Source organism: Kordiimonas lipolytica, assembly GCF_001550065.1.
Genome location: NZ_LRUB01000004.1, coordinates 1 through 13,365, shown reverse-complemented (window position 1 = coordinate 13,365; position 13,365 = coordinate 1). Strand labels below are relative to the sequence as shown.

The 13,365-nt window shown below is 49.8% G+C and carries 11 protein-coding genes; 6 read left to right on the top strand and 5 right to left on the bottom strand.

Translation table 11 applies throughout. The features are described from left to right. Nucleotides 1–876: IS21 family transposase (gene istA / locus KORM41_RS02665; RefSeq protein ID WP_156431867.1), on the bottom strand; the 876-nt coding region annotated here is incomplete at its 3' end. Between the two features lie 28 nt (nt 877–904). On the opposite strand from istA, the gene KORM41_RS02660 reads away from it, so the two are divergent. Continuing rightward, entirely contained in the window at nt 905–1,507 is a 603-nt protein-coding gene (locus tag KORM41_RS02660) for a peptidylprolyl isomerase (protein ID WP_068144120.1), read from the top strand. Between the two features lie 192 nt (nt 1,508–1,699). On the opposite strand, the gene KORM41_RS02655 is transcribed toward KORM41_RS02660, so the two are convergent. Beyond that, a complete protein-coding gene (locus tag KORM41_RS02655) occupies nt 1,700–2,974 on the bottom strand; it encodes a DUF3422 domain-containing protein (protein WP_068144119.1) in 1,275 nt (424 codons plus the stop codon). A gap of 348 nt (nt 2,975–3,322) precedes the next feature. On the opposite strand from KORM41_RS02655, the gene KORM41_RS02650 reads away from it, so the two are divergent. The 5 genes from KORM41_RS02650 (at nt 3,323) to KORM41_RS02630 (ending at nt 11,503) form a co-directional block, all read left to right on the top strand. Next, entirely contained in the window at nt 3,323–5,548 is a 2,226-nt protein-coding gene (locus KORM41_RS02650; protein WP_197420937.1) for a TonB-dependent receptor, read from the top strand. Nucleotides 5,549–5,665: 117 nt separating this feature from the next. After that, on the top strand, nt 5,666–6,232 hold the full coding sequence (locus tag KORM41_RS02645) for a helix-turn-helix domain-containing protein (protein WP_068144115.1): 567 nt from the start codon (nt 5,666–5,668) through the stop codon (nt 6,230–6,232). A gap of 26 nt (nt 6,233–6,258) precedes the next feature. Next, nucleotides 6,259–8,364, top strand: coding sequence for a hydantoinase/oxoprolinase family protein (locus KORM41_RS02640; protein WP_197420936.1), 2,106 nt, complete (start codon nt 6,259–6,261; stop codon nt 8,362–8,364). After that, entirely contained in the window at nt 8,357–10,033 is a 1,677-nt protein-coding gene (locus KORM41_RS02635; protein WP_068144113.1) for a hydantoinase B/oxoprolinase family protein, read from the top strand. Before KORM41_RS02640 ends, KORM41_RS02635 begins: the two co-directional genes overlap by 8 nt. A 69-nt stretch (nt 10,034–10,102) precedes the next feature. After that, the gene (locus KORM41_RS02630; protein ID WP_068144111.1) at nt 10,103–11,503 is read left to right on the top strand and encodes a spinster family MFS transporter; all 1,401 of its coding nucleotides are present in this window, start codon (nt 10,103–10,105) and stop codon (nt 11,501–11,503) included. Nucleotides 11,504–11,558: 55 nt separating this feature from the next. On the opposite strand, the gene KORM41_RS02625 is transcribed toward KORM41_RS02630, so the two are convergent. The 3 genes from KORM41_RS02625 to KORM41_RS02620 form a co-directional block, all read right to left on the bottom strand. Then, entirely contained in the window at nt 11,559–12,290 is a 732-nt protein-coding gene (locus KORM41_RS02625; RefSeq protein WP_231727103.1) for an aspartate/glutamate racemase family protein, read from the bottom strand. Between the two features lie 79 nt (nt 12,291–12,369). Then, complete coding sequence (locus tag KORM41_RS21665) at nt 12,370–12,687, bottom strand: hypothetical protein (protein ID WP_156431866.1); 318 nt, start codon at nt 12,685–12,687, stop codon at nt 12,370–12,372. A gap of 342 nt (nt 12,688–13,029) precedes the next feature. Then, nucleotides 13,030–13,365, bottom strand: a 336-nt coding sequence (locus tag KORM41_RS02620; RefSeq protein WP_197420904.1) for an ATP-binding protein, incomplete at its 5' end; no start/stop codon positions are given.

Sequence of the window (13,365 nt, the reverse complement as noted above, 5' to 3'; positions counted from 1 at the left end):
CGCCAGATCAGCCTGCAGCCGGTCCCCGATGCTCACCTTGTGCCCTGACAGGACATCTGACTGCCGCCTGGTACAAGCGTCCTCCAGATAGTCGTTGAAAGCGTCAAAGCTGGCGAAGGACGGAATGGGGACCATGAAGGTCCGGCGCATATAGCCGACCATGCCTTCAACCTTGCCCTTATCGTTGCCCTTGCCGGGGCGGCCATAGCGGTCCTCTATCAGATAGTGGGACAGGAAGGCCGAGAAGCTGTCGGTCCGCTTGCGCGTGCCATCCGGCAGAATGCGAGATACAAGACAGCGGTCATTGTCGTACAGGACCGACTGCGGCACAGCGCCAAAGAAGGCAAAGGCATGGTTGTGGCCGTCCAGCCAGGCCTCCGTCGTGGCCCGGGGATAGGCCCTGACATAACAGGCATCGCTATGCGGCAGGTCCAGCACGAAGAAGTGGGCCTTCTGCCGCACCCCGCCGATGACCACCTGGGCCTCGCCGAAGTCCGCCTGCGCGTGACCGGGGGTGTGGCTCAGCGGTACATAGACCTCGCGGCTGGTCCGACGGTACTCTCTCACATAGTCCTTGATGATCGTATAACCGCCATCAAAGCCATACTCGGAGCGTAGGCGCTCGAAGATACGCTTCGCTGTATGGCGCTGCTTGCGCCCTACCTGGCGGTCACCCTCCAGAATACTGTCGATGATGTCGGTGTAGCCATCAAGCTTGGGACGCCTGACCGGCACTGAGCGCCGGTAGCCCGGCGGCTCTGAATGCGAGAGCATCTTCGCGACTGTGTCACGGCTGATCCCGAAACGCCGGGCAGCCTCCCGGTTGCTCAGGCCTTGCACATGGCACGCAAGGCGAACCCTTCTGTATAAATCCACTGAATAAATCCTCCGGCCCTCCCATCAAATGGAAAAGCCAAAAAGTGGCAGACTTTTACTCCGCCCGCAGCAACACAACGCCGCCGCTTCAGTGGCCTACTTTTACACCGCCCTATACACCACCCAGATTGGAGAGTTTTCGATACTTCTCCGTGCCGACGTTGCTCCTCTTACATGCCGTTATTTTCTACAAAATGTTGAATGTGGGATACTGAATGGCACGACCTTTTTTCGCGTATTGAATGACGGAAATCAGCCCAACCGAAATCCCAAAATCCATATTATTCAAGGTGGTGAAAAATTCTTGCCGACTGTCCGATGTGATAAGTTGGCAATGGAAACAACTAACATCACAGGCCTACGCCATTCGCAATACTCTGTTTCACAGCCGCGATTTGCCGCCGGAACTGCCTATCCAGGCTTCTTTGTTTGCCTGCGGGACGAGCCAGAATTGGATTTTAACGGACGCAGGCATCCGGATAAAAAGGGATTTTCGGTATTTGGTAGGGTGACTAAAGGTACCGACGTCGTTGATGCAATATACCAGCAAGCCAATGAGCAGCCATACCTGCAGAACGAGATCCAAATTACCGGGGTCTTGTTAAGGGCATTGGTGGATAAGGCTGTTTGACTGCTCACCAAGTGCGAATAATGCCTCGCCTCTTTCGGCTTTGATTTGCGAAGAGCGGGCTGTTGGTTTGATGAAGGTGTTAGGTGAAATCAGCAGTAACAAACCCGAACGCAGGCCGAATTTTCGCACACTTTGGTGCAACTCTTATCTTCTTTCCTTGGTCTATATTCCCCACAGTTTCTGTTGACTTAGTTAGCTGTTCCTCTGCCTTCGACCTGTACTGTCAAACGCTTTGAGTGTGGTGCGTTTTACCAATACATAAACGGCAAAAATAGCGATTGGCGATAGTATTCCAGTCGCTGTCCCTGGGGCCAAAGGAAGACCCAGGGGGGCTAGTGCTTTCATTGCAACCCCCAGAATGCCAATGCTGTAGTAGCTGATCGCAACGACAGATAAGCCTTCGACAGTCTTCTGAAGTCGGATTTGAGTGCGGGCTTTACGATTCATGGACGTTAGTAGTGACTTATTCTGGCTCTGAATGTCTAGGTCTACTTGGGTGCGAAGAAGGCCTGCGGCGCGTTCAATTCTCTCGGATAGCTCTCTCAGCCGTTTGCTGGCCGTTTGACAAGAACGGACAGCGGGAACTGAATTCCGGTGGTAAAAATTTGAGAGACGTTGGGCCCCTTCAATTCTTCTTTCCCGAATTTCCTCGGAACGCTGCTCAACAATTGAGTAATATGCAGTAGCAGCGGTGAGCCTGAAAGTAGATGCAGCGGAGAGCTCTTCGATCTTGGTGGATAGTTCAAGGAGTTTGTTTAGGCTATGTTGGGGCTGAGTGGAGGCCGCCTCGGCAGTCATGCTGGATACAATATGTTCGATATCCTGTTCATGTTGAAAAGTTGCCTGCAACACTTTACGCGCTACGGCGAGTGATTTCAGGGCCATGTGATTGTAGGTGATGATTTCCAGAAGACGTTGTACAAGGCGCCCAGACCGGAACTGACAAAGTTCCCGTATATAGATGTCAATTTCCAACACACCTTTTTTGTTTGGCTTAAAATTTGACCAGGCGGTGGCGCTGCCGGCACAGACCTCGCTGCCTGAGTGTGATTTAGCCAACCTACAAACTTCCTCCGGGGACAGCGCGCCATTATGAACATTGACCTGAATGGCGATCGTAATGCTACTTTCAATCTGTTCAAGCCAACCAACTGGTAAAATATCTGTCAGGCTTTCATTGTTCTGTGTCTGATCCGCTAGGACAAAACTATACGCGGCGAACTCAGTGTGACATTCCCATTTGATTATATATGCACCGTAGCGAAAAACATGGTGGCGTCCGTTGCTTGGGGCGGAGGCGCCGAGCGCCTTACAGAGTTGAGCACAGTGTTCCATGCTTTTGGTTGAAAAGGCTTCTTCGAACCAAATTGTAAGGTGGAACACAGAAGCTGGAGCCTTTAGTGGGATTGGCGGTCTTCCGTGTAACTCTGGACTGGGGGTCAGTTGTAGATGGGAGAGTTCTAGCATCAGAACATTTCCTGAGGTTCATATAGGCTGGGCCCATAGGTTTCAGCGCGGTTCAAAAAGCACCACATTCGCGTGATTCCGTAAAATTCTCGTATTTAAAAAAATATGTTAGTTTTTTAACCTCTGAGTCTGAGAGTGCCGCGGCTTCGCTCACCTCTCACGCCAAAATTTTATCTTTTTGGTTGAAATTATATATATAGCATAATTTTATTTTGACAATAATTATGTAAGATGTATGGTCAAGTATGCCGGTTGAGCATGCTGTGCGAGCATCTAGGTGTCCCTCTCGGTTTAATGGGGCTGCAATTGGCGCGTTGAATGGGAAAGCAAACTCGGGGAGAGTTCGAAATGACTTCTAATAAAATGTCGCCAACGTTGATTGCGTGCCTTTTGGCGTCCTCAGCAATGCCGGCTTTCGCGCAGGACGGGCAAGAAGCAGCCGGCGCAAGTAGCGATACAATGGTATTTGAGGAGATTGTGGTTACGTCACGTAAGCGTGCAGAGAGCTTGCAGGATGTGCCGGTGGCAGTTTCCGCATTTTCGGCTACTCAGATTGAGGAGGCTGGAATCGAAAGGCCTGCGGACTTCATCAATATGACGCCCAATATTTCGGTCGCAGAATCTCAGAATCCTGGAATCTCCTTTATTACAGTTCGTGGCATTTCGCAGGTGCGGAATGGTGAGTCACCCGTGGCTGTGGTGGTGGATGGTGTGCTGCAGACCGCCCCGGGACAGTTCAATGTTGACTTGTTTGACATCGAGCAAATTGAAGTGCTTAAGGGGCCGCAGGGTGCTCTCTATGGGCGGAATGCAATTGGCGGCGCTATCAACATAACGACGAAGAAACCAGCACAGGACTTTGAAGGCAAAGTCCTTGTGGGCGGGGGCAATGGTGGCTTGGTGAAGGCTCAGGCTGCTGTTAGTGGTGGGCTTGGTGCTGACAGTTTAGCTGGCCGCTTGACCGTGTCTCATAAGGAATATGATGGTTATCTGTGGAATACTTATCTACGGACGGAACCTGATCCCTACCAGGATCAGAATATTACTGGCCGGATCATGTGGGATCCATCAGCATCGTTCTCTGCGGATATCCGCGCCAACTATGATCGAACCACTTCAGGTGCGGTTAATTTTGTAATGAATCGAGTTGATGCTGTATCGGGTGAATACACCAAGGGTTTTTCAGGGCTTCCTGGGGATGCGGATGATGTTGGCCCTGATATAGAAAGCAATTTTGTTGGGCGGTCACTGCGTGAGATTTTCGGGCTTTCTGCTCGGTTGAACTGGCAGGGCGAGTTTGGAAGCCTTCTGGCCATTTCATCGTACGACTCGATTTACGAAACTTCAGTGGGTGATGCAGCTCCATATACTAGTGCGCTTACCCGCACTCAGAACTCACTGTTTGATACCGAGACATATAGTCAGGAGTTGCGGTTTACGTCTCCGGATGAAAATCGCTTCCGCTATATCGTGGGCGTATACTACCTTGAGACAGATCGCCTTGTTAACCGGTCCAACGGTACAGATCTGGGGCAAGGAATCGGGATTTTTCCAGAGGTTGGTTCTTTCGCAGGCGCTAACTCTGATAATCCTTCAGTTTGGGTCGCTCAAGACCAGAACGATAATAAGGCGTATGCAGCGTTTCTGCAGACAAACTTTGATGTTTCTGAGCGTTTCGAGCTTTCAGCGGCCGTTCGCTATGACCGCGACGAGCGTCGCGCGGAAAATGTAGGTCCGTCACATGATGTTTTCTCGGCTACACTTGGGGTGCCGGGCAGTGTTCGGGAGGCGAACTTTTCAAAGTGGCAGCCAAAGTTCACTCTGCGGTATAAATTTAGCGATGATCTATCAGCTTATGCCACGTACTCGGAAGGCTTCCGTTCCGGTGGATTTAACCAAGATGGGGTTGCTGCTGTAGCAGCCGCTTTGGATCCAGATACTTTGGTGCAAGACAGTTACGGAGATGAAACTTCACGCAACTGGGAGGTTGGCTTCAAAGGGCGGGCATTGGACCGAAAGCTTCGAGTCACTGGCGCGGCGTTCGTGACCAAGTTTGAGGGGTTCCAGTTCTTCTCCTTCATTCCTGCAGCAGGTGCGCAAATCATTACACAGATTGATGAAATTGATATCCAGGGCGCCGAACTTGAAGTGCACTATGCCAGTGGTACTGGCTTAAGTCTCTCAGGAGGGCTTGGGTATACTAATTCGGAGATCAAAGCGTACGCGATTGACCCAACTGCGGTCGGAAATGAATCGCCCTACGTCCCTAAGATAAGCTTTAATCTGGCTGCTCAACAAGTATTTGAACTTTCCAACGATCATGAGTTGATTGCCAGGGTGGATTGGGAAAGTCGCGGTAGCCAATACTGGGAACCGTTGAACGCTACTGAGCGTAGCCGATTGAATCTTGTTAATGCACGTCTCTCTTTCGGTGACATCGGCGGCAAATGGAAACTTTCCGCGTGGGCGCGTAATTTGCTCAACAAAGAATATAATTCCGAGTACGTGCATAATGGTTTCGCGCACCGTGGTCTTCCGAGGACCTACGGGGTGGACCTCTCCTATAATTTCTAACTACCCGCTACGGGCGGGAGCGATCCCGCCCGTAAACTTGGTATTGCTTTGTGAATACTGGTCAGGCACGATGCCGCATCAAAATTTTGACAATAGTTAAAAAATAGAGGCTGTGAAATGTCTGCACCAAAAAACCAGAAAATCAACGTCGGACCAGGACTGAGGCAAGCCAGAAAAAACTTAAGTCTCACACTGAAAGAGCTTTCAGAAAAATGTGGGCTATCGGTTCCCTTCATTTCACAAGTTGAGCGAGGCCGAACAATTCCTTCGTTGATGTCTCTGTTTCAGTTGTCTGAGGCACTAGAGATTGACATGAACCAAATTATCAAAGCGACGCAGTCATGGAAGACTGTTCGTCGCGGAGATGATCCAGAATATCTCGAAATCGATTCTGATGCTGTCCATGTGCGATTGGCAAATCCGTTTCCCGATCAAAAACTTGACCCTCTATATATTACCTATCCTAGCGGCTACGAAAGCCGAACTGATAAAGGTGAGGGGCATGAAGGGGAAGCGTTTTTGTATGTGCTCGAAGGCCAGCTGAGGGTCGAATATTCGGGAGAAGTATACCAGCTTAAAGCAGGCGACAGCATGCACTACGATTTGCGTGAGACTTTGAGACTCTTTAACCGGGGGTCGGAAGATGCGCGTTGTATCTGGGTGGGGTCGCTTGTGCTGGGTTGAGTTTTCTCCGGGCAAAGGACTTTAAAGTGTCAAAAGAGAGTCAAGGCGCATTGAATTACCGTGTTGCGACAGATGTTGGTGGAACGTTCACGGATCTTGTTTTTTGTGATGTGGATCCAACATCTGGCGCAATCCAGAAAATATGCGCCAAAAAAGTACATACCACCCCTCCCAACTTCGATGTCGGTGTTATGAACGCTGTTGAAGCTGCGGAGCTCGATCCTAACCAGATCGGCTTTTTCGCGCACGGTTCAACGGTTGTCATCAACACCTTGACGGAGCGGAAGGGGGTCAAAACGGCTCTTTTTACAACTAAAGGTTTTCGTGACGTATTGGAGATTGGTCGAGGGAACCGCCCCGATATCTTCAACCTCAATTATAAAAAGCCCGAAGTCTTTGTTCCACGGCACTTGCGTATGGAAGTTCCAGAGAGAATGAACTTTCAGGGTGAGGTTCTCCATCCGATCGATCTATCCGATCTGAAATCCAACATTGCATTCTTAAAGCAAGAAAAGGTTGAGGCGATTGGAATTTGCTTCCTCCACGCCTATGCAAATCCAGCTCATGAAAAGAAGCTTCTTGATGCGATTTTGACGTTATGGCCAGAAGTGGCAGTGATCGCGTCACATCAAATTACCAGGGAATGGCGCGAATATGAACGCACAAGTACTACAGTACTTTCGGCTTATGTAAAACCCGTCGCCGCTCAATACATAGATAACCTAGACCGCAGTCTCAAAGGCAAAGGGCTTGGTGGCAAACTATACATTATGCAGTCTAACGGTGGCATTGAGACTGTTGAGGCTTCCAAATCAAATCCCATCACCCTGGTGGAATCGGGGCCTGCAAGTGGCATACTTGCCGCGGCGGCCTTGGGTAAGCTCATTGATGAGCCCAATATCATTGCCTTTGATGTAGGTGGGACTACCGCGAAATGCTCGCTCATTCATGATGGTAAAATCCAAACTACCAGCCGCTACATGATTGAACGCGATGAAATTAGCGCAGGTTATCCGATTATGACGCCGGTTATCGACTTGGTTGAAATTGGCAATGGCGGAGGCAGCATCGCTTGGGTTGATCAATTTGGTAAGTTGCGAGTAGGCCCCAAGTCAGCCGGAGCCAATCCTGGGCCAGCAGCGTATGGAAATGGGGGAACCTATTTCACTACTACAGACGCAAACATCGTTACTGGACGCATTGATCCCAACTATTTGATGGGGGGGGCAATGGTGGCGGATATGGAAAATGTTGAGAAAGCGATGGCACCGCTCGCGGCGAAGATCAGCCTCGGTCACAGCGAACTCGCCCGCGGAGTGCTCCGTATTGCCAACAACAACATGGTCAATGCACTAAAGCTTGTGTCTGTCAATCGAGGATATGATCCCCGGGAATTTGCCCTTGTAGCGTTCGGCGGAGGCGGCAGTCTGCATGCAACCGCTTTGGCTCGAGAGCTCAATATTCCAAAAGTTATCGTTCCCATGAATTCATCGGTCTTCTCCGCTTGGGGAATGCTCTTGTCAGACCTTCGACGTGATTATGTTTTGTCACAGCTGACGCTCTTCGAGGCAGGTTTCGATCAAAACATTAATGCAACTTGGCAAGGGTTAGAGCAACAAGCGAGAGATCAATATGGTCGAGATGGTGTAGACCCATCGACCGTCCAGTTTCAACGTATCGGTAAATTCCGTTATGCGGGTCAGGAACACACAGTAGACGTTGAGCTTCCACAAACAGACGTGCAACCAGAAGATTTTGCGGCTCTGTGGGAGCGGTTCCACTCGACTTACGAGCAGGAGTATAGCTACCGCCTTGACGCCAAAGTTGAGCTCGTTTGTTATCATCTTGTCGCGTCTGTAGCTGTGTCGAAAGTGCAACTGCCCAAATTGGCCACGACCGGCGCCACGGCGGAGCAAGCACTCAAGGGTATACGTCCTGTCGACTTTGACCTTGAAGGCACTTTAGACACCCAGATCTATGATCGCGCTCTTCTAGAGCCGTCTATGTCAATCGTAGGTCCTGCGATTGTTGAAGAAACGGGTACGACGACAGTTGTATTACCTGGCCAATACGTTCGCGTAGATGAGTTCGGCAACCTTCACATTTATGTACGGAGTGTCAAAAATGCTTAGCGCAAATACAAGCCATAAATTCGACCCTATTACGGTTGAAATCATTCAGAGTTCTTTGGTCGCTGTAGCAGAAGAAATGTTCGTGAGTATGGCAAAAGCTGCGATGAGCTCTGTAATATATGAGGTCCTCGATTTCGGCGTGGCGGTTACTGATCGCGATGGAAACCTAGCTAGCGCGGGAGCGGGCATCCCAACGTTTGTTGGTATGCTTGAGCCTGCGGTCAAGGCAGTGATCAAAAAATTTGGAACAGGTAAGGGGGTTAGCAAAGGCGATATTTTTATCACCAATGATCCCTATAGCGGCGGCGTCAGTCACATAAACGACGTTTCACTTGTTATGCCTGTTTTTGCCGACGATGTGTTGGTGGCCTGGGTGGCCAATAAAGGACACTGGGTAGACGTCGGTGGAATGGTGCCGGGAGGTCAATCGCCTCATGCGACCGAGGTCTTTCAAGAGGGACTCATATTTCCGGAGGTCAAACTTTTTGACCGGGGACAGCCAATCCAGTCGGTAATCGATATCATCATGAGCAACAACCGGCTTCCGGAACAAACCGCAGGCGATATGTGGGCAGGCGTCTCTGCCCTCCGTATCGGCGCCAATCGAATTGAAGAAATAGCGGCAAAGTACACCATCGAAGTGCTGTTGTATTCTATTGAAAACTATCTCAGCTATGGCGAAAGTGTTGCACGCAATGCACTGAAAGCATTACCTAAAGGCACTTTTACCGCTAGCGATTTGACCAACGACAATGCTGAAATCAAAGTGGTAGTGACCATAACTGAAGATGCCTTCATTGTGGACCTGCGTGGCAACCCACCGCAAGATAAGGGGCCTATGAATACAAGCTACATGGCGACATTGGTAACGATTCAGGCCATCTATAAAGGTATCGTGGCACCCCAAAAATGGGCTAACGCAGGTAGCTATCGACCCCTTCAGTTATTGACCGACAAAGGTAGTATGTTTGATGCTGAATTCCCGGCACCTGTCGGTTTCTGGTATGAGAACAAGCTTGGAGCATACGACCTTGTCTGGAAAGCACTTGCGCCACATCTCTCTGGGGCGGTGCCTGCCGGCAACTTCAACGGTGTTTGCGCTACAGCGATTGGCTTCAAGCGCGACAATGGAAAATCACATAGCTTTATTGAGCCACAGATTGGTGGCTGGGGCGCGTCCATAAATAAGGACGGTGAAAACGCGCTTTTCAGCGGATCACATGGCGATACCTATAACTGCCCGGTCGAAGTCCATGAAATCAGAAATGGTGTGCAAATTGACTGCCTGAAGTTAAGTGACGAGCCAAGCGGTGCGGGTAAATATCGTGGCGGCAAAGGCATTGAACTGCGGTACCGTATTCTGGGGCAAGATGGCTGGGTTACAACGAACTATTCTAGAGCCACGGTGCCTCCTTGGGGTATGGAAGCGGGTTTTGAAGGCACTACGAATAAGGTCAAGATTTTCAGGGAAGGTAAGTGCGTTTCTGAGACTGCGAAGCTCAGTAAGTTCCCTGTACTCAAAAATGATGTCATTTGTATCCAGACCGGTAACGGCGGAGGCTTTGGTTCCCCACTGGATCGAGACCGAGAACTGGTCCGTCAAGACCTAAAAGACGGCTTTATTACGGAGGCAGAGGCTCGGAATGTCTATGGCTTAGTGGATCACTAACCAAACGACTTGGAATTATCGGGGCACATGGCTCCGGTACGGCTTTTACACTAGGTAGGAAGGTTGGAGATGCCTGAAGGACATAAGGAAGCCGTTCACGATCGGGCCGGGATGCATGAAGGTGAGCGCCTTGGCTACGCTTGGCTCGTGGTCGGCATTTTAATGGTCTTATATATATTTGCTTATGTGGATCGAACCATCCTCACATTGCTTGTCGAGCCCATCAAGAGCACTATGGGTCTAAGTGACACCCAAGTCAGTTTGCTGCATGGTTTTGCGTTCGCCCTTTTTTATGGTGCCTTAGGCCTACCGTTAGGACGGTTGGCGGATCATAAAAACCGAGTGGGCATTATCGCTATAGGCCTTGCATTTTGGAGCATAGCTACAGCAGTTTGTGGTCTTACAAAGAATTTTGCACAACTATTTATGGCTCGAATTGGTGTTGGTGCCGGCGAGGCAACCTTAAATCCTGCCGCATATTCCATAATAACTGACTACTTTCCCAAGCACTACCTTTCGCGCGCTCTGAGCACCTATGTTATGGGTACCTACTTGGGTATGGGTCTAGCTTACATAATAGGTAGCTATGTAGTGCAGGCGGCGCTCAGTTTACCTGATTTGGATCTGCCGGTATTCGGGCATATATACTCTTGGCAACTGGCATTCTTCTATGTGGGACTCCCGGGATTGCTCCTGATGGTGTTTTTCCTTGTGGTCGTTAGAGAACCCGCGCGCAAAGACAGGCTAAAGCTTGAGCGTACTGATGATGACGAAGGTGATGGGGGCGAAACCAGCGTAGCAGCATTCTTGCGTTTCTTGGCTGTGAATCGCAAGACCTTCATCGCTCACTCATTGGGGTTTGGTGCGCTAGCGCTGCTGGTGAACGGAGTGGCACTGTGGACGCCAACTTTTTTTGCCAGGACATATGGATGGGAAATTGTAGATGCTGGAACCGCTTATGGTGTAATCCTTTTGGTATGTGGTAGTACGGGCATTTATACTGGAGGTTGGTTAGCTGATAGGTTTGATGGCGAGCGTAAGTCTGGCGGGGCATTCAAGGCAGCCATGTTGTTTACTTGCTTTAGTATCTTGCCAGCAGCCTTGGCGCCATTGATGCCCGAGCCTTGGATGGCCATGTCGCTTATGGTGCCGATGGTGTTTTGTAGCAGCGCGCCTTGGGGGTTGGCGGTTTCATCAATCCAGCAAATCACCCCAAATGAGTTTCGAGGGCAGGCTTCGGCGCTCTATCTCTTCGTTGTGAATTTGATTGGCATTGGGCTTGGCCCGCTGCTTATTGCACTTATGACCGATCAATATTTTCAAGATCCAGCGGATCTTCGCTATTCGATGGCAATCGTGAGTGCTGTTGCGGCTATTGCAGGAGGCTCGGCATTGGCTTGGGGGCTTTCAGGTTTTAAGGAAAGCGTGGCTCGCATGGACCAATTGACCGCTGGTGGGAGCAAGCGTTAGGTATTCCAATATAGAAGGCCTTCAAAAACTTGAGGGCCTTCTATTTCTTGCGGTTCTATTTCGAGGGGCTTTCGGTGAAGGCAAAGCCTTCATAACCAGGTCGTTCTTTGACCGGGGGGGAACAGAAAGCCTTCTTGCTATGGCTAAGCTGTGTCTTGGCGAGGGCTGCCGCTGTTAGGACGGTCAAAGGCACCGCATCAATGACAGTGATTGCTTGTCCCTTTTGTTTCAGATGGTTTTCTATTTCTTTGTCCAAGTTTTTAAAGCAGCCACACCCGAGAATTAGTACGTCCGCACCGTCGTCAAAAACTGCTTTCTCCGCACACGCAAATAGCCTGTCTTTAGTGTTTGGGTTCACTGCGATATCTAAAACCGAAATGCCAGCAGGTCTCACAGACGCGAGGCTATTCTCCAATCCATATAACCTCGCGTGGCCAATGTAGGTAGCTTGACGGCCGTCCAGTGTGGGGAGGATGGAGAAACGTTGCCCGAGCATAGCGGCATAATGCATAGCAGTTTGGCCAGGTCCAAGTACAGGGATTGAGACTGCTTCTCTAGCTGGCCAAAGGCCTGGATCTCCCATGCAAATAATTACAACTGCGTCCGCGCCGTTCGCTTCAGCTTCTACTGCCCTTTTGACGATATTCGCTGCACCGAGTGCTTCGTCAAACTTTGACTCTACCGACGATGTGCCTACCTCCAAATGGGATTGTGACAGCGTAATGTCCATGCCGGTGATTGCACCTTGAACGTAGTCGAGAAAGTCAAATTTTGTTGTAGTAGGCACTATTAGATGGACGTGGGGCATCCTTGTTCTCCATATGGCAAGCTAATTGAGATATACTTGTTCGTTTATGGTGCCGCAGCTAATTCGATGTATGTGCTTCGCGGATTTGCGTAACTACAAAACCTTGGCTTCTTGGAAAACGCTCGCACACTGTAGATAGGACGGACATCTGGGAATAGCCCTTAATCAAGACATGTTGTTCCTGTGCCCATGCATCATGAAAGTAGGGGTGATCAGCGTTATCTTGAACAAACCACCGTACTTCCATGTTGAAAATTGACACCTCAAAATATCGGAGGCGTCCAACGGGATTTGTTTCTTCAGCAACTAACATTGGGCTTGCATATTCCAAGATTGATATTGGCGCGTGCGCATATGGTTGCTGAACCGAAGCCATTGGATCCTCCTAAAAAGGCAACAACACGCAATCATAATGACACAAAAGTCCGAAATGTCAAAAAATTATCATATGGCATAATTATATGAAGAATTTCGAATAAGAAACCATATATATCATTGTAATATATGATAAAATTTAAACACAATCTCTCATGTGACCATCTCGCGACAAAAAAATTATTGTAATATCATAATTATATAGATACAATGATTTTGGTAATTAGCTCAGGCTGTCAAGGGCGGAGCAAAATTAGGCCATAGGGCGGCGTAAAAGTGAGCCAGTATGGATATGGTTGATATGATAGCCGGGGGCATGCCCCCGGCTATCATATTTTGGCGATCATTTTGGGTGGGGTTTTGAGCGGCTCTGCGCGAGGCGGTAGCTTTCGCCGTTCATCTCGAGGATGTGAACATGGTGGGTCAGCCGGTCGAGGAGCGCGCCGGTGAGGCGTTCCGAGCCGAAGGTTTCTGTCCACTCGTCGAACGGAAGGTTGCTGGTGATGATGGTGGAGCCACTTTCATATCGCTCGGAGAAGACCTCGAACAACAGTTCGGCGCCGGTCTTTGAGAGCGGCACAAAGCCCAGTTCGTCAACGATCAGCAATCTGTATTTGGCCAGCTTCTTCTTGTAGCGCAGCAGGGACTTCTCATCCCTCGCCTCCATCAGTTCATGCAC

Coding starts and splice junctions, on each gene's coding strand:
- KORM41_RS02645 (WP_068144115.1), top strand. CDS start 5,666: ATGTCTGCACCAAAAAACCAGAAAATCAACGTCGGACCAGGACTGAGG.
- KORM41_RS02650 (WP_197420937.1), top strand. CDS start 3,323: ATGACTTCTAATAAAATGTCGCCAACGTTGATTGCGTGCCTTTTGGCG.
- KORM41_RS02660 (WP_068144120.1), top strand. CDS start 905: ATGGAAAAGCCAAAAAGTGGCAGACTTTTACTCCGCCCGCAGCAACAC.
- KORM41_RS21665 (WP_156431866.1), bottom strand. CDS start 12,687: ATGGCTTCGGTTCAGCAACCATATGCGCACGCGCCAATATCAATCTTG.
- KORM41_RS02635 (WP_068144113.1), top strand. CDS start 8,357: ATGCTTAGCGCAAATACAAGCCATAAATTCGACCCTATTACGGTTGAA.
- KORM41_RS02630 (WP_068144111.1), top strand. CDS start 10,103: ATGCCTGAAGGACATAAGGAAGCCGTTCACGATCGGGCCGGGATGCAT.
- KORM41_RS02655 (WP_068144119.1), bottom strand. CDS start 2,974: ATGCTAGAACTCTCCCATCTACAACTGACCCCCAGTCCAGAGTTACAC.